Below are 23,361 nucleotides of genomic sequence, written 5' to 3'. Positions count from 1 at the left end.
CCCCGCGGGGCTAGTTGGTCTTGCGGAGGCGGCGGTCCAGGGCGAGGGACATCTCCGCCTCCACCACGCTCCTGGCCAGCGGGCGCAGCCGGGGGAGGTCCTCCTCGGCGGCGTGGCGCAGGATCAGGTCGGCGAACAGGTCGGCGAGGACGTCGGCGTGGGCGCGCAGTTCCTTGCCCGCGGCCAGCACCTCGGCCAGCGGGATGCCCTCGCGGACCAGCGCGGCGGAGACGTCCAGCAGGCGGCGGCTGATGTGGACGATCTCCCCGCCGTCGGTGGCGAGGTAGCCGAGGTCCAGGGCGGCGGCCAGGTTCTCGGCGGTCACCTGGCCCTCGAAGCGGGCGGCGAGTTCCTCGGGGGTGAGGCGGACCGGCTCCTCCTCGGTGGGGGTGACGCCGAGCAGGTCGGCGACGTCCCGGCCGTGGTCGAGGGCCTCGGCCAGCTCGGCGATGCCGCTGAGGGTGTGGCCGCGTTCCAGCAGTGTCGAGATGGTGCGCAGCCGGGCCAGGTGGCGGTCGTCGTACCAGGCGATGCGGCCCTCGCGGCGGGGCGGGTGGATGAGCCCCCGTTCGCGGTAGAAACGCAGGGTGCGCACGGTGATGCCGGCCAGGTCGGCCAGTTCCTCCATGCGGTACTCGCGTCGGCCTTCGGGTCGTCCAGCGTCTTCTGCCACGCCGGAAGCCTATGGTGTACCGCCGGTAACTTTCCTCGGTCCAACCCCTACCCATGAGTACGGAGCTGCTCTACCCTCCCATTGCGCCAGTGTTCACTGGCAGAGTCGCACGGCTGTGGAGGGCTTCGGGATGACCGAACACGAGCATGTACGGGTGGCGGTGATCGGATCCGGGTTCGGTGGGCTCGGGGCCGCGGTGCGGCTGCGGCGGGAGGGCGTCACCGACTTCGTCGTTCTGGAGCGGGCCTCCAGTGTCGGCGGCACCTGGCGCGACAACAGCTATCCCGGCTGCGCCTGTGACGTCCCGTCGCATCTGTACTCCTTCTCCTTCGCGCCCAACCCGGACTGGCCGCGCACCTTCTCCGGTCAGGAGCACATCCGCGCCTACCTGGAGCACGTCACGGACACGTTCGGGCTGCGCCCGCACCTCCGCTTCGACTCCGAGGTCAAGCGGATGGCCTGGAACGCCGAGCGGCTGTGCTGGGACATCGAGACCACCGCCGGGAACCTCTCCGCCGACGTCGTCGTCTCGGCCACCGGGCCGCTGTCCGACCCCAAGGTCCCGGACATCCCGGGCCTGGACTCCTTCCCCGGCAAGGTCTTCCACTCCGCCCGCTGGGACCACGACTACGACCTGCGCGGCAAGCGCGTCGCCATGGTCGGCACCGGCGCCTCCGCGATCCAGATCGTGCCGGCAGTCCAGCCCGACGTCTCCCGGCTCACCCTCTTCCAGCGCACCCCGCCCTGGGTGATGCCGCGCATGGACCGCGCGATCAGCGGGGCGGAGCGCTGGCTGCACAAGCAGCTGCCCTTCACCACCCTGGCCCGCCGCGGGCTGCTCTGGGGCATCCGGGAACTCCAGGTCCAGGCGTTCACCAAGCACCCGAACGAACTCGGTCTGGTGGAGCGGCTCGCCAAGCAGAACATGGCCCGTGCCATCAAGGACCCGGCGCTGCGCGCCAAGCTCACCCCGGACTACCGGATCGGCTGCAAGCGGATCCTGCTGTCCAGCTCGTACTACCCGGCGATCGCCCAGCCCAACGTCGACGTCGTCGCCAGTGGGCTGGCGGAGGTCCGGGGCTCGACGGTGGTGGCCGCCGACGGCAGCGAGGCCGAGGTCGACGCGATCATCTTCGGCACCGGCTTCCACGTCACCGACATGCCCATCGCGGAGCGGGTCGTCGGCGCCGACGGGCGGACGCTGGCCGAGGCGTGGAAGGGCGGGATGGAGGGGCTGCGGGGCGCGTCCGCCGCCGGGTTCCCGAACTGGATGACGATCATCGGGCCCAACACCGGGCTCGGGAACTCGTCGATGATCCTCATGATCGAGAGCCAGCTGAACTACCTGGCCGACTACATGCGCCAGTTGGACCTCCTCGGCGGCCGGGTCGCCCTGGACGCCCGGCCGAGCGCCGTGGGCGCCTGGAACCGGCGGGTGCAGGAGCGTATGAAGCGGACCGTGTGGAACACCGGCGGCTGCACCAGCTGGTACCTCGACGCGGCCGGCCGCAACACCACCGTCTGGCCGGGCACGACGGCCGAGTTCCGGCGCGCGACCCGGCGGGTGGACCTCGCGGAGTACTCCGTGGTGCGCGCCGGGGGTGCGGAGAACGGCGGCCTCGCCGCCGCCGACGACGTCCGTCCGGAGGTGGACGCGTGAGCCGCCTGACGCACGTGACCTCCGGGCCGTACGCCCCGCCCGCCGCCGCGCGGGAACTCACCGTGACCTCCGCGGACGGCGCGCGCCTCCACGTCGAGGTGCACGGACCCGACGACGCGCCCGCCGTCGTCCTCGCGCACGGCTGGACCTGCTCCACCGCCTTCTGGGCGGCGCAGATCCGCGAACTCGCCACCGACCACCGGGTCATCGCCTACGACCAGCGCGGCCACGGGCGCAGCCCCGCGAGCCCGTCCTGCGGCACCGAGCAGCTCGCCGACGACCTGGAGGCGGTGCTGCGGGCGACGCTCGCGCCCGCCGAGCGGGTGGTGGTCGCCGGGCACTCGATGGGCGCCATGACGGTGCTGGCCGCCGCGGGCCGGCCCGCGTTCCGGGAGCACGCGGCCGCCGTCCTGCTGTGCAGCACCGGCGCCTCGCGGCTGGTCGCCGAGTCCACCGTCGTCCCCATGAGGCCGGGGCGGGCGCGGACCTGGCTGACCGGGCAGGTGCTCGGGTCGCGGGCGCCGCTCGGGCCGGTCACTCCGCTCGCCCGGCGCATCCTCAAGTACGCCACCATGGGGCCCGGTTCGGCGCCGCACATGGTCGAGGCGTGCGCGCGGATCGTGCACGCCTGTCCGCGCGGGGTACGGCACGCCTGGTCGCGGGTGCTGGACCGGCTCGACCTCGACCACGGTGTGACGGAGCTGAAGGTGCCGGCCGCGGTGGTCGTCGGCACCGCCGACCGGCTCACCCCGCCCGTGCACGCGCGCTCGCTGGCCGCCGCGCTGCCGACCTGCGTCGGGCTCACCGAGCTGCCCGGACTCGGGCACATGACGCCGGTGGAGGCGCCGGAGCTGGTCAGCGCCAGGATTCGTGAACTCGTCGTCGCCTACGCACAGATCAAGGAGGGCGCATGAGCAGGGTGAGCCTCGAAGGACAGGTCGCCGTCGTCACCGGAGCGGCGCGCGGTGTGGGTGAGCTGCTCGCCCGCAAGCTCTCCGCGCGCGGGGCGAAGGTGGCGCTGGTCGGTCTCGAACCGGACGAACTCAAGCAGGTCTCCGAGCGGCTGCACAGCGAGAGCCACCACTGGCACGCCGACGTCACCGACCACGAGGCGATGGCGCGGGTGGCCCAGGAGGTCAAGGAGCGGTTCGGGAAGGTCGACATCGTCGTCGCCAACGCCGGTGTCGCGTCGGGGGGTCCGTTCGTCGACTCCGACCCGGTGGCGTGGCGGCGGGTCATCGAGGTCAACCTCATCGGCTCGGCGGTGACCGCGCGGGCGTTCCTGCCGGTGCTGACGGAGAGCCGCGGCTATCTGCTCCAGATCGCCTCCCTCGCCGCGATCACCCCGGCGCCGATGATGACCGCGTACTGCGCGTCCAAGTCGGGCGTCGAGGCGTACGCGCACAGTCTGCGCGCCGAGGTCGGGTACAAGGGCGTGCGGGTGGGCGTCGGTTACCTGTCCTGGACCGACACCGACATGGTGCGCGGCGCCGATCAGGACGACGTGATGCGGGAGTTGCGGCAGCGACTGCCGTGGCCGTCGAACAAGACCTACCCGCTCGGTCCGGCCGTCGACCGGATCGTGGCCGGGATCGAGCGGCGCTCCAGCCATGTGTACGGGCAGTGGTGGCTGCGCGGGATGCAGGGGGTGCGGGGGTATCTGCCGGCGCTCATCGGGACCGTGGGCCAGCGGGAGATGGGCCGGTTCGCCGGCCGGCTCGACGGCATGCGGATCGGGCTGGTCGGGGCGGGTGGCGCGGCCGACGAGCAGGAGAGGGTCACGCAGCGCGACTGATCGACATGCGGTGGGTGACGGGGCGTGTGAATCTGGTCGAGCCCGATCCCCTCATCGACGAGGGGATCGACTCAGCCATCACAGGAGTGAAAACTCATGGGCATGAAGGACCAGTTCCAGGAGAAGTCCGAGCAGTGGCAGCGCCAGGCGAAGGACAAGATGCAGCAGTCCCGCGAGCAGTCCCGCGAGCCGGGCGGTCGGCCCGAGCGGCGCGAGCAGGGCTCGCAGCCGGGGCGTCACGAGCAGGGCTCGCGGCCGGAGCGGGAGCGCGGCGAGCGCGGTGAGCGCGGTGAGCACGCGGAGCGTATGCCGCGGGGCGAGCAGGAGCGGTTCGACCACGACATGTAGGTCGCGCTCGGCTTGAGCCGTGAGGCGTGGGGTGCCCCCTTCTTGTGGGGTGCCCCACGCCTCGGTTCTGTTTTCGGGTGCGGGTTCGGTGGGGGCTGGTCGCGCAGTTCCCCGCGCCCCTGGCGGGCGGGGCTTTGCCCGCGCCTCCGCTGTTTTCGGGTGCGGGTTCGGTGGGGGCTGGTCGCGCGGTTCCCCGCGCCCCTGAGGGGCGGGGCTTCGCCCGCGCCCCGCGCTCCCGCACCCCTCAGGGGCGCTCGGGGAGTTGGGGGCGGGATCGGTTGGGGACCTGGGAGTAGTCGGGGGGAGTTGCCGGGGGGTTGGTTTCGAGGAGGTCCAGGGCCAGGCGTACGGCGTCGTCGAGTTGGGCGTGGCGGCCCTCGGCCCAGTCCAGCGGGGTGCGCAGGATCTCCAGGTCGGGGATGACACCGTGGTTCTCGATCGTCCAGCCGTACGCGTCGAACCAGGCCGCGTTCATCGGGACCGTGATCACCGAGCCGTCGCCCAGCTGGTGGCGGCCGGTCATGCCGACCACGCCGCCCCAGGTGCGCTGGCCCACCACCGGTCCCAGCTTCAGGAGTTTGAAGGCGGCCGTGATCATGTCGCCGTCGGAGGAGGTCGCCTCGTCCGCGAGGGCGACCACCGGTCCGCGCGGGGCGTTGGAGGCGTACGACACCGGCTGGGCGTTCCTGGTGAGGTCCCAGCCGAGGATGGTGCGGGTCAGCTTCTCCACGACCAGTTCGCTGATGTGGCCGCCCGCGTTGCCGCGCACGTCGACGATGAGCGCCGGGCGGGACACCTCCATGCGCAGATCGCGGTTGAACTGGGCCCAGCCCGAGCCGCCCATGTCGGGGATGTGCAGATAGCCGCAGCGTCCGCCGCTCAACTCCCGTACGACATCGCGGCGTTTGGCCACCCAGTCCTGGTAGCGCAGGGGGCGTTCGTCGATCAGCGGGACCACGGCGACCCGGCGCGCGCGTCCTTCGCCCGCCGCCGGGGTGAACGTCAGCTCCACCGTCGTACCGCCCGCCCCGGCGAGCAGCGGGAAGGGGCCCGTCACCGGGTCGACCTCCCGGCCGTCGACGTGGGTGAGCACCGCGCCCTCGCGGATGCCGGTGCCCGCCAGCGGTGAGCGGGCCTTGGAGTCGGAGGAGTCGCCGGGCAGGATCCGCCGGACCGTCCAACCCGCCTCGCGGCGCACGAGGTTGGCGCCGAGCAGGCCCTGGCGGCGCTGGTAGTGCGGTGGGCCCTCGTTGCGGCGGGCCGCGGAGACGTAGGCGTGGGAGGTGCCCAGTTCGCCGAGCACCTCGCGGAGCAGGTCGGCGAAGTCGTCGGGGGAGGCGACCTGTTCGACCAGCGGGCGGTACTGGTCCAGCACCGCGTCCCAGTCGATGCCGCACATGCCGGGGTCCCAGAAGTAGGCGCGGATCAGCCGGCCCGCCTCCGCGTAGGACTGGCGCCACTCGGCGCCCGGGTCGACCTCGTGCAGGATGCGGCGGGTGTCGATCCACACCGTGGAGTCGCTGTCGCCGGGTTCCGTGGCGGGCACCGCGCGCAGTTCCCCCTCGTCGACGACGACCAGCCGGCTGCCGTCGCCGCTGACCGCGAACCAGTCCAGGTGCTCGACGAGTTCGGACTTCTTGGCCTTGGTGATGCTGAAGTGCTCCAGGGTCGGGCGGCCGCTGGTGTCGTCGGGGTTGGCGAAGGTCTCGCCGAGCGCTCCGGAGATCGGCCAGCGCAGCCAGACCAGACCGCCGCCGGAGACCGGGTACAGCGCCGAGTACTTGGAGGCGGTGACCGGGAACGGTGTCACCCGGCTCTCCAGCCCCTCGATCTCGACGGTCACCGCGCCGCCCTCGCCGCCCTCGTCCTCCACCGGGTCCATGCCCCCGGCCGCCGGGCGTCCCTCCGGGGTCAGCGCGAACGGGCTCGGTGTCGCCGAGGACAGCGGCACCAGGTAGGGGCGGCAGCCGAGCGGGAAGGACAGGTCGCCGGTGTGGACGTCGTAGACCGGGTCGAAGCCGCGCCAGGAGAGGAAGGCCAGATAGCGGCCGTCGCTGGTGAAGACCGGGTTCTCGTCCTCGAAGCGGCCGTTGGTGACGTCGACGACGAGCCGGCCGGGCTGCCCGGTGGCCGGGGTGCCGGCGATCCGGGCCATCTTGATCTGCCGCAGGGAGCGGCCGATGCCGGGGTGCGACCAGGTCAGCCAGGAGCCGTCGGGCGAGAAGGCGAGGTCGCGCACGGGGCCGTTGATCGAGCGGATCAGCTCGGTCACCTCGCCGCCCGAGTCCTCGGTGGCGTCCAGGAGCAGCAGCCGTCCGTCGTGCGAGGCGATGGCCAGCCGTTCGCCCTGCGGGTCGGCGACCAGTTCCAGTACCCGGCCCAGCTCGCCCGAGGCGAGCCTGCGCGGCTCGCGGTCGCCGGTGGCGCGGGGCAGGTAGGCGATCTCGATCGCGTCCTCGCCCTCGGCGTCGGTGACGTAGGCGACCTGTCCGGCCGGGCCGAGCATCTCGGGGAGCCGGACCCGGACGCCGGGGGTGTCGGTGATGGTCCGGGCCGGGCCGTCCCGGTGGGTGAGCCAGTACAGGCTGCCGCGGACCACGACTGCGCTGGCGCGGCCGGTCTCGTCGACCGAGACGCCGTCCACGTGGTGGGCGGCGGGCACCTGGTAGCGGCGCCGTCCCGCGCTCGGGCCGCTCAGCCGGACGTCGAGCTTGCGCGGCTCGCTGTCGAGGTCGTCGACGATCCACAGTTCGCCCGCGCACTGGTAGACCACGCGCGTGCCGTCGCTGGAGGCGTGCCGGGCGTAGAAGGCGTCGTGGTCGGTGTGCCGGCGCAGGTCGGTGCCGTGGTGGGTGCAGGAGTAGAGGTTGCCGACGCCCTCGTGGTCGGAGAGGAAGGCGACCCGGCCGCCGACGAGCATCGGGCAGGCGAGGTGGCCGTCGAGGTCGGCGAGCAGGCGTTCGCCGTGGAACCACAGGCGGCCCATGGCGCCGCCGCGGTAGCGCTTCCACGAGGCCGGCTCGTGCGGCGGGGTGCCGGTGAGCAGCAGGGTGCGGCGCTCGCCGTCGAGGTCGGCGCACTGGATGTCGCTGACCGGGCCCCAGGGGAGCTTGCGGCCGGGGGAGCCGTCGGGGGAGACCTTGTAGGCCCAGGTGTAGTAGGAGAAGGGCTCGCCGTGCGAGGCGACGGCGAGGATGTCGCCGTCCGGGGTCCAGCCGGTGACCTGGGTGTCGGCGGTGCCCCAGTGGCTGAGCTGCCTGCCCGGTCCGCCGTCGGTCGGCACCAGGTGGATCTCGGGGACGAGGCTGCGCCAGCTCGTGTACGCGATGTGCCCGCCGTCGGGGGAGAAGCGGGGGTGGCCGGCCTTGGTGCGGTCCACGGTCAGCCGCCAGGCGCGGCCGGGGCCGTCCAGGGAGGCCAGCCAGAGGTCGTCCTCGGCCACGAAGCACAGGCGGTCACCGTTGAGATGAGGAAGGCGCAGGTAGCTCACCTCCCCATGCTTTTCCCGTGGATGGGCCCGGGCAACTCGTGAGAATCCGGGCGGCGTGACCCAGGACACGTACGAAACCGTTTCGTTTCGCTCAGGGCTGCGCTACATTCGTCCTGTACGAAACAGTGTCGTTCGCAGTGGGACGATGCGGAGAAAGGGGAGTGCATCATGGTCGAGGTCGCAACGGCGCGCCGCAGCCGGATCACGCCCGAGCGCGAGGCCGAGCTGTACGGGGCCGTGCTCGATCTGCTCCGCGAGGTCGGCTACGACGCGCTGACCATGGACGCGGTCGCCGCGCGCACCAAGTCCAGCAAGGCGACGCTCTACCGCCAGTGGGGCGGCAAGCCGCAACTCGTCGTCAAGGCGATCCGGTCCACCAAGCCCGGGGGCTCCTTCGACAGCGTCGACACCGGCACGCTCCAGGGCGATCTGCATGCCCACACGGAGCACACCGACGACTGCCAGATGGAACAGAACGCCGCGCTGATGCGGGGTCTGGCCATGGCGGTGCACACCAACCCCGATCTCCTGCGGGAGTTCCGGGAACAACTCGTCGAACCGGAGATGGCGGAAGTCCGTCGGGTGCTCCAGCGTGCGATCGACCGGGGTGAGATCCGCGAGGACTGCCCCGCCCTCGACTACGTGGTGCACATGATGATCGGTGCGTTCGTCACCCGGGGGCTGATCGAGAACCAGCCCCCGACCCGTGCCTTCGTCCGGTCGTACATCGACGCCGTGGTCCTCCCCGCCCTCGGCGCGCCCGTCTCCTGAGCACGTGCCGTCGCGCCTGACGCGACGCGCCACCCGCAGTACCTGACGCGACCGCTCACGTCGTCGGGCCGGTCCTCCCTGTCCCCACGGGTCGACCACCCATGCCCTGAACACCCCCACGACCTGACCGGGAGTACCCCTCCGTGGCCACGTTCCTCTATCGACTCGGACGGCTCGCCTTCAGGCGACGCCACTTCGTCGCCCTCATCTGGGTGGCGCTGCTGACGCTCGCCGGCGTCGGCGCCGCCTCCGCGCCCGCCGCGGGCACCACCTCCTTCTCCATCCCCGGCACCGAGGCCCAGCGCGCCTTCGACCTGCTGGAAGAACGATTCCCCGGCTCCAGTGCCGACGGAGCGACCGCCCGGGTCGTCTTCGAGGCGCCGGACGGGCAGAAACTCGCGGACGCCGACAACAAGGCGGCCGTGAAGCAGGCCGTCAAGGAGCTGGGCACCGGCTCCGAGGTCGTCTCGGTGACCGACCCCTTCCAGACCAAGTCGATCTCCGAGGACGGCGGCGTCGGCTACGCGCAGGTCAGCTACGAGGTCTCCGGAATGGAGCTCCAGGACGCCTCCAAGGAGGCCCTGGAACACGCCGCCGACGAGGCGCGGGAGGCCGGACTGACCGTCGAGATCGGCGGTGACGCGCTCCAGGCCACGCCCGAGACCGGCTCCACCGAGATCATCGGTATCGCGGTCGCCGCCGTCGTCCTGGTCATCACCCTGGGCTCGCTCGTCGCGGCCGGACTCCCGCTGCTCACCGCCCTGATCGGGGTCGGCATCGGCGTCTCCGGCATCACCGCGCTGGCCAACGCGCTGGAGCTGGGCTCCACCACCTCCACGCTGGCCATGATGATCGGCCTCGCCGTCGGCATCGACTACGCGCTGTTCATCGTCTCCCGCTACCGCGCCGAACTGGCCGAGGGCCGGGACCGCGAGGAGGCCGTCGGCCGCGCCGTCGGCACCGCGGGCTCGGCGGTGGTCTTCGCCGGCCTCACCGTCGTCATCGCGCTGGTGGGTCTCTCGGTCGTCAACATCCCGATGCTGACCAAGATGGGCATCGCCGCGGCCGCCACGGTCGTGATCGCGGTCCTGATCGCGCTGACGATGATCCCGGCGCTGCTCGGGTACGCCGGCCGCAAGGTGCAGCCGGCGGGGGCGAAGAGCAAGCTGTTCGGCCGGGGCGGGAAGAAGTCCTCGGACGCCGCTGACTCCGCGGACACCGCGGACGCCCCCGACCAGCCCGCCAAGCCCAACATGGGCACCCGCTGGGCCAGCTTCGTGGTCCGCCGTCCCGTCGCCGTGCTCCTCTTCGGCGTGATCGGCCTCGGCGTCGCCGCGGTCCCGGTCGCCTCCCTGGAGCTGGGGCTGCCCGACGACGGCTCCCAGCCCACCTCCACCACCCAGCGCCGCGCCTACGACCTGCTCTCCGACGGCTTCGGCCCCGGCTTCAACGGGCCGCTGATGGTCGTCGGCGACGCCAAGGGCAGCGACGACCCCGAGGCCGCCGCGACCGAGGTGGGCGACGAGATCAAGGGCCTGGACGGCGTGGTGTCGGTCATGCCGGCCACCTTCAACAAGGCCGGCGACACCTTCACCATCACGGTAATCCCCGACTCCAAGCCCTCCTCGACGCAGACCGAGGACCTGGTCCACTCGATCCGGGACACCGGCGCCGACATCGAGGCCGCCACCGGCACCGAGGTGCTGGTCAGCGGCAGCACGGCGATGAACATCGACTTCTCGCAGAAGATGAACGACGCGCTGGTCCCGTACCTCGCGCTCGTGGTGGGACTCGCCTTCCTCCTGCTGATCGCCGTGTTCCGCTCGATCCTGGTCCCGCTGAAGGCGGCGCTCGGCTTCCTGCTGAGCGTGCTCGCCGCCCTGGGCGCGGTCGTCGCGGTCTTCCAGTGGGGCTGGCTGTCCGGCCTCATGGGCGTGGAGGAGACCGGCCCGATCATGTCGATGATGCCGATCTTCATGGTCGGCGTGGTCTTCGGTCTCGCGATGGACTACGAGGTCTTCCTCGTGACCCGGATGCGCGAGGCGTACGTCCACGGCGAGAAGCCCAGCCAGGCCGTGGTGACCGGCTTCAAGCACGGCGCCCGGGTGGTCACGGCCGCCGCGGTGATCATGATGGCGGTCTTCGCCGGCTTCATCGGCTCCTCCGAGTCGATGGTCAAGATGATCGGCTTCGGCCTCGCCATCGCCGTCTTCTTCGACGCCTTCGTGGTCCGGATGGCGATCGTCCCGGCGGTGCTGGCCCTGCTCGGCAAGCGGGCCTGGTGGCTGCCGAGGTGGCTGGACCGCGCGCTGCCCAACGTCGACGTCGAGGGCGAGGGCCTGCGGACGGCCGCGGCCGACGAGCAGGACGACGACAAGGAGCTGGTACGCGTCTGACGTACCGCTCCTGAGTGACCAGCCGGTGAGGGCCGTCGTGGGGACGGTGGCGCCCTCACCGGCTTCCTCATGAGCGGATCCGCCCGCTCACGGGAAGTACAGGTCCGCCTTGCGCAGGACGTGACGGGTGAACAGCCCGCCCCAGGGGACCTGGCCCCGGTACAGGGTGGTCCGCCGGACGCCGGGGCCGACCTGGACGACGACGGGCCGTCCGACCACCGAGGTGTCGAGCATCTGCGCGTCCCGCGCGGCGAACCGCACCGCGGAGGGGTGGACGTCGGTGCTGATCAGGGCGGGCAGGGCGGTCACCACGTTGCGGGCGCCGGGGATCCCGCCACGCAGGCTCTTGGCGTGGGCCAGGGCGTGCGCGGTGAACCGGGCGAGGAGCTCGGCGTCCACCGAGGGGACCGCCGCGGCGTGGACGAAGAGCTTCGTCCGGGTGCCGAACCAGCCGGCCTTGCGGTCCGCGCGGCTGCCGACGAGGACCGGCAGGCCGTCCCACACCTCGAAGACCACCGGGGTCCCGTCGGCGGCCAGCCGGCCGTGCAGGGCTTCCAGGTAGGCGACGGCGTCATCGGCCTGCGGGGGCGTGTCCGGTCTCTGCTATGTCATGCGCCGATCCTCCAACACCCCTGATTTGAAAGGAAGATGACGAAAACGCCGTTAAGCCGGTCGCGTGCGGTGTGCACGCGCCGTTAGCGTTCGGTTCATGACCTCCTCCGACTCCGCGGCCCACCCCCGCTTCGCCGAGGCCCTCGCCGAACTGGGCCTCGCCGAACTGACCGCCCGCGTCCGCCGCTTCCCCGACGCCACCCGCACCGCCGCCGAGGCGGCCGCCGCCATCGGGTGCGAGCTGAGCCAGATCTGCAAGTCCCTGATCTTCGCCGTGGACGGCGAGCCGGTGCTGGTCCTGATGGACGGGGCGTCCCGGGTCGACATGGAGCTGGTGCGGCGGGAACTCGGCGCCGAGAAGGTGACCCGGGCCAGGGCCGACGTGGTCAGGGAGACCACCGGGTACGCCATCGGCGGGGTGCCGCCCTTCGGGCACCGGACCAGGACACGGGTCCTCGCCGACCGCTCGCTGCTCGACCACGACGTGGTGTGGGCCGCCGCCGGCACGCCGTACACGGTCTTCCCGATGGAACCCAAGGCCCTCGTCGCCCAGGCCGGCGCCACCCTGACGGACGTGCGCGAGCGCACCGCCTGAGAGTGCGGCTCGTCCGGGAACGGTGTCTGCGGTGGTGGGGGACGGGGCTGGAGGAGCACCCTGGAAGCAGGTGTTCCGGAGGTGATCGTCATGATGCACACCACAGTGGGATGGCACGTCGACATGGAGTTCCGGGAGGACGAGCAGCACACGCGGGCGGCGGCGATGGTCCGGCTGCCCGACGGCTCCGAGATGCGGGGCCACGGGGCGGCCAGCCGTCACCACAGCGACTCCAACCAGCCACGGGTCGGTGAGGAGATCGCGGCGGCCCGCGCCCTGAACGAACTCGCCATGCAACTGCTGTCGAAGGCGCACGGCGAGATCGACGCGGCGTCGGGGCGGACCTCGCACCCGATCCACGTGTGAGCCCGAGGTCGGGAGGTCAGGCGCCCCGCTCCAGGGACACGCGCACCGCGCGGACCAGCGCCTGGGCCCGCGGGTCGGCCGTCACGGTCTTGCGGAAGCCGTTGGTGACATAGCCGAGGGCGATGCCCGAGGCCGGGTCGGCGAAGCCGAGGGAGCCGCCCCGGCCGGGGTGGCCGAAGGAGTCCGGCGAGAGGAACGGCGAGGCGCCGCCGTGCAGCATGAAGCCGAGGCCGAACCGGGTGTTCACGACCAGCACCCGGTCCGGCCCGGCCGACTCCTCGGCGCGCGCGGCCTGCGCCGTGGCCGGGTGGAAGAGCCGTACGCCGTCCACCTCGCCGATGAGCGCCGCGTACACGCGGGCCAGCCCGTCGGCGGTGGCGGTGCCGTTGGTGGCGGGCAGTGCCGCGGCCCGGTACGCGGGGTCGTTCTGGTCCGGGAACGGGGTGATCGCGGCGAAGGCCCGGCGGGTCAGGGAGTCGGGGTCGGCGTAGGCGTCGGTCACCGCGCGCTTGGGGCGGGCCCGCAGGACGGCTCCGGGGGCCGGTTCCGGACCCTCGATGCGGCCGACCCGGCCCGCCCGGCCCGCGGCCTCCCCCTCGGGGGGCAGCCCGAGCCAGAACTCGGCGCCCAGCGGACCGGCGATCTCCGCCGCGATCCACTCCCCGGCGCCCCTACCGGTGACCCGGCGCACCAGTTCGTCGAGCATCCAGCCGTAGGTCAGCGCGTGATAGCCGTGATCGGTGCCCGGCTCCCAGGCGGGTGCCTGGGCGGCTACCGCCGCCGGGCCGAGCGCCGGGTCCAGCGCCTGCTCGGGGGTGAGGGGCCGGTCCAGCACCGGCAGTCCGGCCCGGTGCCCGAGCACGTGCCGGACCAGCACCCGCTCCTTGCCCCGCGCCTTGAACTCCGGCCAGTACTCGCCCACCGGGGCGTCCAGGTCCAGCAGGCCCCGCTGCCACAGCACCAGCGCCGCGGCGGCGGCGACGCCCTTGGTCGCCGAGCGCACGACCTGGGCCGTGCCGCGCCGCCAGGGCTCCGTGCCGTCGACGTCCCGGGTGCCGGCCCACAGGTCGACGACCCTCTGCCCGTCCCGGTACACGGCGACCGCGGCGCCCCGGTCGCCGAGCGTCTCGAAGTTCCGCGCGAACGCCTCGCCGACCGGCTCGAAGCCCTCGGCCACTGTGCCGTTCACGTCCACGTCCGTACTCCCTCGCCCGCCACCCGGTGCCGATCCCCGCTGCTTCACCCAAGCAGGATCGTCACGTCGATGTTCCCGCGGGTCGCGTTGGAGTAGGGGCAGACCTCGTGCGCCGCGTCCACCAGCTTCGCCGCCACGTCGGCGTCGAGGACCGGCAGGGAGACGCTGAGGGCGACCGCGAGCCCGTAGCCGCGCTGCTTGTTGGGGCCGATGCCGACCTTGGCGGCGACGGTGGAGCCGGTGAGGTCCAGCCCGGACCGGCGTCCCACCAGGACCAGCGCGTTGTGGAAGCAGGAGCTGAAGCCGGCGGCGAAGAGCTGCTCGGGGTTGGTGCCGTTGCCGTCGCCGCCGAGCTGCGCGGGCATCGCGACCCGCAGCTGGAGGTGGCCGTCCTGGCTGGTCACATAGCCGTCCCGGCCGCCGTGCGCGGTGGCCTCGGCGACATACATGATCTTGGTGGGACGGGTGTCGACGGCGGTGTCCTCGGTCAAGTTCGGCCTCCCCCGGAATTAGCGAGTGCACAAGTACATCGTGCACAAGGTACTTGCCGGTAGGGAGGGGTGCGCGGGCAGGGGGTGGAGACCGCCGGTAACGCCCCGGCGCCGGTCGGGGCCGCTACGGCGCGCGGTCCGCGGCGGCCCGTGCCTTCTCGGTCAGCCGCCACAGCTCCTCGCGCAGCCGCGCCGCCTCGGAGCCGTCCAGCTCCGTCGAGGCCAGCAGGGCGCCCGGCACCCGCGCCGCGCGCTCCCTCAGCTGCTCGCCGCGCCCGGTGCACGCCACGCGCACCGAGCGCTCGTCGTCCGCCGCGCGCTCCCGGCGTACGAGCCCCGCGCTCTGGAGCCGCTTGAGCAGCGGCGACACCGTGCCGTAGTCCAGCCGCAGCGCCCCGGCCAGCTCCTTCACGGTGGTCTCGCCCCGCTCCCACAGCACCAGCAGGACCAGGTACTGCGGGTAGGTGAGCCCCAGCTCGTCCAGGAGCGGCCGGTACGCGGCCGTCACCGCGCGCTGGGCCGCGTACAGCGCGAAGCAGAGCTGTTCGTCCAGCAGCAGGGATCCGGCGGCGCCGTCTTCGTGGCTCGTCACCCGCCCATTGTCACGGACGGGCCCCGGGCGCCGGCACCGAACGCGGATCGAAGCCGAAGGGGAGTTCCAGCCGGTGGGCGCGCATCAGCTCGCCGTCGGAGAGCAGCTCGGCCGTAGCGCCGTCGGCCGCGATCACGCCCTCGCTCAGGACCAGCGCGCGCGGGCACAGCTCCAGCGCGTAGGGCAGGTCGTGGGTGACCATCAGCACGGTCACGTCCAGCGAGCGCAGGATGTCGGCGAGTTCACGGCGCGAGGCCGGGTCGAGGTTGGAGGACGGCTCGTCCAGGACGAGGATCTCCGGTTCCATGGCGAGCACCGTCGCCACGGCCACCCGGCGGCGCTGTCCGAAGGAGAGGTGGTGCGGCGGCCGCTCCTTGAACGCGGCCATGCCGACCTGGTCCAGCGCCTTGTCCACCCGCCGCTCCAGCTCCTCCCCCTTCAGCCCGGCCGCCGCCGGGCCGAACGCCACGTCCTCGCGGACCGTCGGCATGAAGAGCTGGTCGTCGGGGTCCTGGAAGACGATGCCGACCCGGCGCCGGATCTCCGCCATGTGCGCGCGTCCCACCGGCAGCCCCGCGACCCGCACGGTACCGGTGCCCCCGGTCAGGATGCCGTTGAGGTGCAGTACGAGGGTGGTCTTGCCGGCGCCGTTCGGGCCGAGCAGCGCGACCCGTTCGCCGCGGCCGACGGAGAAGTCCACGCCGAACAGGGCCTGATGGCCGTCGGGGTAGGCGTAGGCGAGGCCGGAGACCTCCAGAGAAGCTGTCACAGCGTCCATCCCAGCAGACATACGACGAGGGCGGCGAAGGGGAGGGCGAACGCGTGCGTCCACTGGGCCCGGGACGCGGTCACCTCGTCGATGACGGGCATGGCGCCGGCGTACCCGCGGCTGACCATGGCCAGGTGCACCCGCTCGCCGCGCTCGTAGGAGCGGATGAACAGGGCGCCCGCCGACTTCGCGAGCACCCCCCAGTGCCGCACCCCGCGCGCCTCGAACCCGCGCGACTCACGGGCGATCCTCATGCGCCGCATCTCGTCGGTGATGACATCGCCGTAGCGGATCATGAAGGAGGCGATCTGGACCAGCAGCGGCGGGAGTTTCAGCCGTTGCAGGCCCAGCAGCAGTTCCCGCAGTTCGGTGGTGGACGCCAGGAGCACCGAGGCGGCGACGCCCAGGGTGCCCTTGGCCAGGACGTTCCAGGCGCCCCACAGTCCGTTGACGCTCAGCGAGAGCCCGAGCACCTCGACCCGCTCGCCCTCCGCCACGAACGGCATCAGCACCGCGAACGCGACGAACGGCACCTCGATCAGCAGCCGCTTGAGCAGGAAGCCGGCCGGCACACGGGCCAGGCACGCCACCCCGGCGAGGAGCGCGGCGTACACGCCGAACGCCCACATCGCCTCGCGCGGGGTCGAGACCACGACCAGGACGAACGCGAAGGTCGCGGCGAGCTTGGTGTGCGGCGGCAGACCGTGCACGGGCGAGTGCCCGTGCCGGTAGAGCCTGTGCGCGTGCCCGGCACCCATGTCAGACGTTCGTGCTCGCGGGGGAGACGTCCTCCCCGCGGCGCCTGCGCACGGACCAGAACACGGCGGTGCCCGCGACGACCGTGACGCCGACGCCGATCACACCGGCGAGGCCGCCGGAGAGCCGGGCGTTGTCGACGTCCTTGACGCCGTAGTCCGCGAGCGGCGAGTCGGCGTAGTGGTGTTCCTCGGCCTTCTCGTCGATGCCGTTGTCGGTGGCGACCTTCTCCAGGCCGTCGGGGTCGGCCGAGGCGTAGAAGCTGACGAGGCCGGCGAGGACGAGCGAGGTGACCAGGCCGCTGATCCACAGCGTGCGCCGGGAGGTGCGCGCCGCGACGGGCGCCGGCTCGGTCTCCGGCTCGGGCGCGTCGATGAGTTCGCCGTTCACCCGCAGCTGGAGGCGTTCGCGCAGGTCACGGGCACCGTAGACGAGGTCCGGGCGGACCGCGAGCACCGCGCCGACGGTCAGTGCGGTGATCGCCGCCTCGCCGATGCCGATGAGGATGTGCACGCCGACCATCGCACCGGCGACCTTGCCGATGGAGACGTCGGTGGTGCCGCCGATCGCGTACATGAGCGTGAAGGCCAGCGCCGCCGCCGGGACGGAGACCAGCGCGGCGACGAAGGAGGCGACGGTCACCGAGCGACGGGTGCGCGGCAGCACCTTCACCAGCGCGCGGAAGAGGCCGTAGGCGACGACCGTCGTCACGATCGCCATGTTGGTGATGTTGACGCCGAGCGCGGTCAGGCCGCCGTCGGCGAAGAGCAGACCCTGCATGAGCAGGACCACGGAGACACAGAGCACGCCGGTGTAGGGACCGACGAGGATGGCGGCGAGCGCGCCGCCGAGGAGGTGGCCGCTGGTCCCCGCCGCGACGGGGAAGTTCAGCATCTGCACCGCGAAGATGAAGGCGGCGACCAGGCCGGCCAGCGGGGCGGTGCGTTCGTCGAGCTCGCGGCGGGCGCCGCGCAGGCTCACGGCGACCGCGGCGGCAGCGACCGCTCCGGTCGCGACCGAGGTGGGGGCGTCTATGAATCCGTCAGGCACATGCACCGTTCGATGATAGTGGCTTGTTGCGAACGGTTTGCAAGAGCGTGTGACCGAAAAGAAACGGCGGATGACTCCCGGCTCCGGAGGCGCCCCCCGGGAAATATGCGACATTGGAGAGAAAGCGGATCCACAGCTTTCGTTCAGGTCGCTGAGTGTGAGGGGCCGTCCGATGTCCGTAGTCGAACAGTACGCGCGAGCCCACATCGTCACGGACACCGACGTCCTCATACAGGAGGACCGTGACGCGGTCCCCGTGGTCCTGCGCTACGACCCCGAACTCGACCCCCGGTCGGTGCGGTTCGGACTGCCCGGGGCGCACGAGTGGACCTTCGACCGGGACCTGCTGGAGCAGGGCCTGCGTGCCCCGGCCGGCAGCGGAGAGGTCCGCGTGTGGCCGTGCGGCCGGGTCCAGGCGGTGGTGGAGTTCCACTCCGCGCAGGGCGTCTCGGTCGTGCAGTTCGACAGCAAGGCACTGCTGCGGTTCCTTCGCCGCACCTACATCGCGGCCGCCGACCCCGTGCACCACTGAGCCGCCGGGCGGGAGCGGCTCGCGTCAGTCGGCCAGCTTCAGCAGCGCCGCCACGATCGGACCCGCCGTCGAGCCGCCGTGCCCGGCCGCCTGCACGACCCCTGCGGCCGCGACGTCGCCCCGGTAGGCGGTGAACCAGCCGTTCGGCTTCTTCTGGTTGTCGACCTCCGCCGAGCCGGTCTTCGCGCCGACGTCACCGCTCACCCCGGCCATCGCCTCGGCCGCCGTGCCGTACGCGGCCGTGTACGCCATCAGCTCGCGCAGCTGCGCCAGCGTGTCCGCGGACATCGCGCGCGCGGCCGTCGCCAGCTGCCGGCCGTCCACCTCGGGGGAGACCAGGTAGGGCTGGTGGAAGACGCCCGCCTTCACCGTCGCCGAGACCGACGCCATGTTCAGCGGGTTCATCCGCACCCCGCCCTGGCCGATCAGCTCGGCCGCCATCTGCGCCTTGGACTGCACGGGCACGGCGCCGTCGAAGGTGGAGACGCCCACGGCCCAGTTGTTCAGGCCGAGGCCGAACACCTGCTGGGCCTGTTCGGTCAGGCTGTCGTCGTCCAGCTCGGGGGCCTGGCTGATGAAGGCGGTGTTGCAGGAGCGGGCGAAGCTCGCCTTGAAGGTGCCGCCCTTGATCTGGAACTTGTCGTCGTTCTGGAACTTCCAGCCGCCGTAGGTGAAGTACTTGGGGCAGGGGTGGGCCGCGTTCGCCGAGGCCAGGTCCTTCTCGATGAGCATCGAGGAGGTGATGACCTTCATGGTGGAGCCGGGTGCGAGGGAGCCCTGGAAGGCGGTGTTGAAGCCCCGGGAGGCGTTCGCCGCGGCCAGGATCTCGCCGGTGGAGACGCGCAGCAGGACCACCGAGGAGCGGGCCTTCTTGGCGACCTGTTCCTCGGCGGCGGCCTGGAGGGCGGGGTCGAGCGTCGTCTCGACCGTGCCCGGGGTGCCCTTGCTCAGCTCCAGCAGGGTCTTGTCCGCCGACTCGGCCTCCTTGCCGCGGACCACCCGCACCTCGACCCCCGCCTCGCCGCCCGCGGTCTTGCCGTACTTCTCGCGCAGGGAGTCCAGGATCGAGCCCAGCGAGGGGTACTTCGCGGTCGTCAGCTCGCCGCCGTCCCGGTCGAGCGCCTTGACGGGCGGTGTCCCGGCCTCGCCGGTGACCAGGCGGTCGCCGTCCTTGAGGTCGGGGTGCACGACGGACGGCTGCCACCGGACGACGGGCTCGCCGTCGCCCGCGCGCCGTACGACGGTCAGCGCGCTGTCGTACGCCAGCGTCTTGCTGAGCTTGTCGAACTTCACCGTCGCCTTGACGGAGAACGGGACCTTGCCGCCGGTGGCGGTGCCCGCGGTGAGGGTGACGTCCTTGACGCGGGCGTCCTTGAAGTACCCGGTGAGGGCTTTGCGGGCGCCGGCCGCGTCGTCCGTGCCGCCGGAGGCGGCGGCGACGCGGCCCTCCTGCCAGGCGCCGAGGAAGGTCCGGGAGGCGGTGGCGACCTCCTTGGCGGACAGCGGGCCGGTCTTCACCGACTTGGTGTCGTTGGCCGACTCGGTGCGGTCCTCGGCGTCCCCGCCGAGCAGCGCGTAGGCGGCGACCCCGGCACCGGCCACGACCGCGGCGATCGTCCCGCCGACCAGCACGGCGGGGTTCGTCTTCCGTCGCTCGGCGACGCGCCTTCTCTTGCCCACTGTCCTCAAGTCCTCCGCGCAATCCCCGGGGGTTCCCGGGTCCGGTCTCGTCAGCCCAACGACGGCACCACCCTAGAGTCCCGGGCGGGTCACGTGACGTCAGCCACCCGCGGCCAGCACCGCCCGCACGATCGGGCCCGCCGCCTCGCCGCCGCGCCCGCCGGACACCGCCATCGCCGCCGCGCTCACATCATCACGGAAACCGGTGAACCAGCTGTTGGCGTCCTTCCCGTCCACCTCCGCCGAGCCGGTCTTCGCGCCGATGTCGCCGCCCAGACCGGACATCACCGTGCTCGCCGTGCCCTGCGTGGCGGTGAGCCGCATCATCTGCTTGAGCTGGGTCGCGGTGTCCGCCCGGAGTCCGTCGGCGGTGGCCAGCTCCCGTCCGTCCAGGTCGGGGGAGACGAGATACGGCTGCCGGAAGGTTCCGGTGATCGCGGTGGCTGTGACGGACGCCATGTTCAGCGGGCTCATCTGGACCTGGCCCTGGCCGATCGCGTTGGCCGCGCGGTCCGGCCCCGTCGAGGCGGGCACGCTGCCGTCGAAGGAGCTGATGCCGGTCTTCCAGTCGTCCCGGCCGAGCCCGAACCGCTGCTGGGCCTCCGCCGTCAGCGAGGAGTCGGTGAGCGGCTCCTCGTCCACGAGCTTGATGAAGCCGGTGTTGCAGGAGCGCATGAACGTGTCCGCGAGCGTGGCGCCCTCGTTGGCCGCCAGGCCGGGGAGGTTGCCGAAGGTCTGGCTCTGCCAGGTGGCGGAGTCCGGGCAGGGCGCGGGACCGTTCATCGAGGTGACACCGTTGTCGATCAGCATCGCGGCCGTGATGATCTTCATCGTGGAGCCGGGTGCCACCTGCCCCTCGAAGGCGGCGTTGAAGGCGTCCGCACGGTGGTTCGCCACCGCCAGCACCTCGCCCGTGCTCGGCTTCACGGCCACCACCGACGACTCGGGGTAGTCCTTCACCGCCTTCTCGGCGGCGGCCTGCACCGGCGCGCTCAGGGTGGTGCGCAGCTTGCCCGGTTCGCCCTCGGCGAGGGTGAGCAGCGGGGTGTCGGCGACGCCCTCCGCCGCGTGCCTGACCACCAGTTCGACCCCGGGCGTGCCGCCCGCCTTGTCGCCGTACCGCTGGCGCAGGGTGTCCAGGACCGGACCGAGGGAGGGGTACTTCGCCTTGGTGAGCACCTGGTCGTCGCGGTCCACGGCCTCGATGGGCGGGCTCGCCGACTCACCGGTGACCAGGGTGTCGTCCTTCTTCAGCTCCGGATGCACCACGGACGGGTCCCAGTCGACCAGCGCCCGCCCGGAGGTCTCCCCGCGCACGACCTTCAGCTCGCTGTCGTAGGCGAGCGGCTTCGCCTTCCCGTCGTAGGACACCGTCGCCGCGACGGAGAAGGGCACGACCCCGCCGTTCGCGGTCCCCGGCGTGATGTCGACCTTCGTGATGTGCGCGGCCTCGCCGTAGGCGGTCAGCAGCGCCGTCGCCTCCTGCGGGAAGTCGGTGTACGAGGCGGCCTCGGACGCCTGCCCCTTCTCCCAGGCGGCGAAGAACTCCTCCGAGGTCTCCTCGACCTCGTCCCCGCTCGGCGGCCCGGTCTTCACCGCCGCGGGGCCGCCCCCGTCACCGCCCACCGCCGACACGACGTTGTAGGCGCCGTATCCGGCACCGCCCACCATCACCGCGAACACACCGCCGATGACGGCGGCCTTGACCCCCTTGCCCATTGGGCAGTCCTCCCCGTGTCCCCATTGGTTCCCGCCACTCTAGGAGCGGGCTGTGACGGAGGGGGCGGGTGTTTCCGGATTGTTGCTAGACCCACGTATCGAGCCACATCCGCGACCGCCAGCTGTCGATGGGGATCGAGGTGCCGGTGTAGAGGGGCCAGAAGTAGATGAAGTTCCAGGCGATCAGCAGGACCAGGACGCCCGCGCCCGTCGCGCCCGTCACCCTGCGCAGCTCGCTCGACCCCGGCGGGCCGGTGAGCGCGCCGAGCAGCATCGCCACGGCCAGGCAGAGGAAGGGCAGGAAGACGACGGCGTAGAAGAAGAAGATCGTCCGCTCCTGGAAGAAGAACCAGGGCAGGTAGCCGGCCACGATGCCGCAGGCGATGGCGCCCGCGCGCCAGTCGCGGCGGAAGAACCAGCGCCACAGCACGTACAGCAGGGCGAAGCAGCCCACCCACCACAGCAGGGGCGTGCCGATGGCCAGCACCTCGCGCGCGCACTTCTCGCCCGCGTCCGCCGGGCAGCCGTCCTTGCCGGGGGCCGGGGACTCGTAGAAGTACGACACCGGGCGGCCGGTGACGATCCAGCTCCAGGGGTTGGACTGGTAGGTGTGCGGCGAGGACAGGTCGACGTGGAAGTCGTACACCTGCGTCTCGTAGTGCCACAGGCTGCGCAGCCAGTCGGGGAACAGCCACGACCAGTCGCTGTTCCTGCCGTCGGTGGCGGCCCAGTTGCGGTAGTAGCCGCCGGAGCCGTCCGTGGGGGAGAGGATCCAGCCCGTCCAGGAGACCAGGTAGGTGACGATCGCGACCGGCACGGTGGCCAGGAACGCCAGTCCCAGGTCGTGCTTGAGGACCGCCAGGTAGGGGCGGCGGGCGCCCGCCACCTTGCGGGAGCCGACGTCCCACAGGACCGTCAGCAGGCCGAACGCGGCGAGGAAGTACAGGCCGTTCCACTTGGTACCGAGGGCCAGGCCCAGCATCAGGCCCGCCGCCCAGCGCCAGGGCCGCAGGCCCAGACCGAGCGTGTCGGCGGTGTGCGCGTCGGGGCGGACCATGCCGTTCGCGTCCGCGGGCAGCGCGGCGGCGAGCCGCTCGCGGGCCCGGTCGCGGTCGACGACCAGACAGCCGAACGCGGCCAGCACGAAGAACATCAGCACACCGTCGAGGAGCGCGGTGCGGCTCATCACGAAGTGCAGCCCGTCCACCGCCATCAGCGCGCCCGCCAGGCAGCCGAGGAAGGTCGAGCGGAAGATCCGGCGGCCGATCCGGCACAGCATCAGCACCGAGAGCGTGCCGAGCAGCGCGGTCATGAACCGCCAGCCGAACGGGTCGAAGCCGAAGACCAGCTCACCGAGGCCGATGACGTACTTGCCGACCGGCGGGTGCACCACGTACGCCGCGTCGGTCGGGATGTCGACCTTGTCGCCGAGCTGGAGCACCAGGTCGTTGGCGTTCTTGTCCCAGTTGACCTCGAAGCCGCGGTGGACGAGCGCCCAGGCGTCCTTGGCGTAGTACGTCTCGTCGAATATCACCGCCTTGGGGCTGCCCAGGTTCCAGAACCTCAGCACGCCCGCGAACAGCGTGACCAGCAGCGGACCGCCCCAGCCCGACCAGCGCGCGAGCCGGTCGGTGAGCACCGGCGGCAGCCCCAGCACCGACCACATTCTCGGTCCCGGCTGCGCGTACGGCGGGTTCAGACGGTCGCGGACGTCGCTCGCGGGCCCCGCCGTGTAGCCGAAACGGCGCAGCCGCTGCTGCCACGACGGCCGCTGGTCGTGCGGCGTCTTGTCCTGCCGGGTGTCCATGGAGGACGCGGTACTGGTCACCGCGCCATCGTAGGGAACCGCGCTGTGGGAGTCCCGTGCACGG

At 72.2% G+C, this 23,361-nt stretch carries 21 protein-coding genes; 9 read left to right on the top strand and 12 right to left on the bottom strand.

The window, feature by feature from the left end:
* Positions 1–10: 10 nt before the first annotated feature.
* On the bottom strand, positions 11–628 hold the full coding sequence (locus AB0E07_RS03845; protein ID WP_362246810.1) for a MerR family transcriptional regulator: 618 nt from the start codon (positions 626–628) through the stop codon (positions 11–13).
* Between the two features lie 175 nt (positions 629–803).
* Between AB0E07_RS03845 and AB0E07_RS03840 the strand changes: the two genes are divergently transcribed.
* The 4 genes from AB0E07_RS03840 (at position 804) to AB0E07_RS03825 (ending at position 4,476) form a co-directional block, all read left to right on the top strand.
* The gene (locus AB0E07_RS03840) at positions 804–2,333 is read left to right on the top strand and encodes an NAD(P)/FAD-dependent oxidoreductase (RefSeq protein ID WP_362246075.1); all 1,530 of its coding nucleotides are present in this window, start codon (positions 804–806) and stop codon (positions 2,331–2,333) included.
* A complete protein-coding gene (locus tag AB0E07_RS03835) occupies positions 2,330–3,247 on the top strand; it encodes an alpha/beta hydrolase (protein ID WP_362246073.1) in 918 nt (305 codons plus the stop codon). The genes AB0E07_RS03840 and AB0E07_RS03835 overlap by 4 nt, the downstream gene beginning before the upstream one ends.
* Positions 3,244–4,128, top strand: coding sequence for an SDR family oxidoreductase (locus tag AB0E07_RS03830; RefSeq protein WP_362246071.1), 885 nt, complete (start codon positions 3,244–3,246; stop codon positions 4,126–4,128). The genes AB0E07_RS03835 and AB0E07_RS03830 overlap by 4 nt, the downstream gene beginning before the upstream one ends.
* Before the next feature lie 96 nt (positions 4,129–4,224).
* Complete coding sequence (locus AB0E07_RS03825) at positions 4,225–4,476, top strand: hypothetical protein (RefSeq protein WP_362246069.1); 252 nt, start codon at positions 4,225–4,227, stop codon at positions 4,474–4,476.
* 244 nt (positions 4,477–4,720) lie between these two features.
* Here AB0E07_RS03825 and AB0E07_RS03820 read toward each other — a convergent pair whose 3' ends face one another.
* A complete protein-coding gene (locus tag AB0E07_RS03820; RefSeq protein ID WP_362246067.1) occupies positions 4,721–7,966 on the bottom strand; it encodes a S41 family peptidase in 3,246 nt (1,081 codons plus the stop codon).
* A 168-nt stretch (positions 7,967–8,134) separates the two neighbouring features.
* Here AB0E07_RS03820 and AB0E07_RS03815 point away from each other — a divergent pair, with 168 nt between their 5' ends.
* The gene (locus tag AB0E07_RS03815; protein WP_362246065.1) at positions 8,135–8,737 is read left to right on the top strand and encodes a TetR/AcrR family transcriptional regulator; all 603 of its coding nucleotides are present in this window, start codon (positions 8,135–8,137) and stop codon (positions 8,735–8,737) included.
* A gap of 143 nt (positions 8,738–8,880) precedes the next feature.
* Positions 8,881–11,133: an MMPL family transporter gene (locus AB0E07_RS03810; RefSeq protein ID WP_362246063.1), complete on the top strand. Its 2,253-nt coding sequence runs from the start codon at positions 8,881–8,883 to the stop codon at positions 11,131–11,133.
* Between the two features lie 87 nt (positions 11,134–11,220).
* On the opposite strand, the gene AB0E07_RS03805 is transcribed toward AB0E07_RS03810, so the two are convergent.
* On the bottom strand, positions 11,221–11,649 hold the full coding sequence (locus tag AB0E07_RS03805; protein WP_362246061.1) for a hypothetical protein: 429 nt from the start codon (positions 11,647–11,649) through the stop codon (positions 11,221–11,223).
* Between the two features lie 193 nt (positions 11,650–11,842).
* On the opposite strand from AB0E07_RS03805, the gene AB0E07_RS03800 reads away from it, so the two are divergent.
* Both AB0E07_RS03800 and AB0E07_RS03795 read left to right on the top strand, forming a co-directional pair.
* Positions 11,843–12,340 (top strand): YbaK/EbsC family protein, encoded by a 498-nt coding sequence (locus AB0E07_RS03800; protein ID WP_362246059.1) that lies wholly within the window; start codon positions 11,843–11,845, stop codon positions 12,338–12,340.
* A 90-nt stretch (positions 12,341–12,430) separates the two neighbouring features.
* The gene (locus AB0E07_RS03795; protein WP_362246057.1) at positions 12,431–12,706 is read left to right on the top strand and encodes a DUF1876 domain-containing protein; all 276 of its coding nucleotides are present in this window, start codon (positions 12,431–12,433) and stop codon (positions 12,704–12,706) included.
* Positions 12,707–12,722: 16 nt separating this feature from the next.
* On the opposite strand, the gene AB0E07_RS03790 is transcribed toward AB0E07_RS03795, so the two are convergent.
* The 6 genes from AB0E07_RS03790 to AB0E07_RS03765 form a co-directional block, all read right to left on the bottom strand.
* The gene (locus AB0E07_RS03790) at positions 12,723–13,901 is read right to left on the bottom strand and encodes a serine hydrolase domain-containing protein (protein ID WP_362246055.1); all 1,179 of its coding nucleotides are present in this window, start codon (positions 13,899–13,901) and stop codon (positions 12,723–12,725) included.
* A gap of 44 nt (positions 13,902–13,945) precedes the next feature.
* A complete protein-coding gene (locus AB0E07_RS03785; RefSeq protein WP_362246053.1) occupies positions 13,946–14,392 on the bottom strand; it encodes an organic hydroperoxide resistance protein in 447 nt (148 codons plus the stop codon).
* A 124-nt stretch (positions 14,393–14,516) separates the two neighbouring features.
* Positions 14,517–14,984: a MarR family transcriptional regulator gene (locus AB0E07_RS03780; RefSeq protein ID WP_362246051.1), complete on the bottom strand. Its 468-nt coding sequence runs from the start codon at positions 14,982–14,984 to the stop codon at positions 14,517–14,519.
* A gap of 10 nt (positions 14,985–14,994) precedes the next feature.
* Positions 14,995–15,762, bottom strand: a complete 768-nt coding sequence (locus AB0E07_RS03775) for an ABC transporter ATP-binding protein (protein WP_362246049.1) — start codon at positions 15,760–15,762, stop codon at positions 14,995–14,997.
* Positions 15,750–16,511 carry a cobalt ECF transporter T component CbiQ gene (gene cbiQ / locus AB0E07_RS03770; RefSeq protein WP_362246047.1) on the bottom strand — a complete coding sequence of 254 codons (762 nt, stop codon included), beginning with the start codon at positions 16,509–16,511 and terminating at the stop codon, positions 15,750–15,752. The genes AB0E07_RS03775 and cbiQ overlap by 13 nt, the downstream gene beginning before the upstream one ends.
* A 1-nt stretch (position 16,512) precedes the next feature.
* Entirely contained in the window at positions 16,513–17,565 is a 1,053-nt protein-coding gene (locus AB0E07_RS03765; RefSeq protein WP_362246045.1) for an energy-coupling factor ABC transporter permease, read from the bottom strand.
* Positions 17,566–17,731: 166 nt separating this feature from the next.
* Here AB0E07_RS03765 and AB0E07_RS03760 point away from each other — a divergent pair, with 166 nt between their 5' ends.
* Complete coding sequence (locus AB0E07_RS03760) at positions 17,732–18,091, top strand: SsgA family sporulation/cell division regulator (protein WP_362246043.1); 360 nt, start codon at positions 17,732–17,734, stop codon at positions 18,089–18,091.
* 24 nt (positions 18,092–18,115) lie between these two features.
* Here AB0E07_RS03760 and AB0E07_RS03755 read toward each other — a convergent pair whose 3' ends face one another.
* The 3 genes from AB0E07_RS03755 to AB0E07_RS03745 all read right to left on the bottom strand — a co-directional run bounded on the left by AB0E07_RS03755 (position 18,116) and on the right by AB0E07_RS03745 (position 23,318).
* Positions 18,116–19,771, bottom strand: coding sequence for a penicillin-binding transpeptidase domain-containing protein (locus AB0E07_RS03755; RefSeq protein ID WP_362246041.1), 1,656 nt, complete (start codon positions 19,769–19,771; stop codon positions 18,116–18,118).
* 99 nt (positions 19,772–19,870) lie between these two features.
* A complete protein-coding gene (locus AB0E07_RS03750) occupies positions 19,871–21,490 on the bottom strand; it encodes a penicillin-binding transpeptidase domain-containing protein (protein ID WP_362246039.1) in 1,620 nt (539 codons plus the stop codon).
* Positions 21,491–21,575: 85 nt separating this feature from the next.
* Positions 21,576–23,318, bottom strand: coding sequence for a phospholipid carrier-dependent glycosyltransferase (locus tag AB0E07_RS03745; RefSeq protein ID WP_362246037.1), 1,743 nt, complete (start codon positions 23,316–23,318; stop codon positions 21,576–21,578).
* Positions 23,319–23,361 lie beyond the last annotated feature (43 nt).

Origin of the sequence: Streptomyces sp. NPDC048002 (genome assembly GCF_040653275.1) — a bacterium.
Lineage (GTDB): Bacteria > Actinomycetota > Actinomycetes > Streptomycetales > Streptomycetaceae > Streptomyces.
The sequence above is the reverse complement of the archived record's forward strand: the minus strand, read 5'-3'. Positions and strand labels throughout refer to the sequence as shown.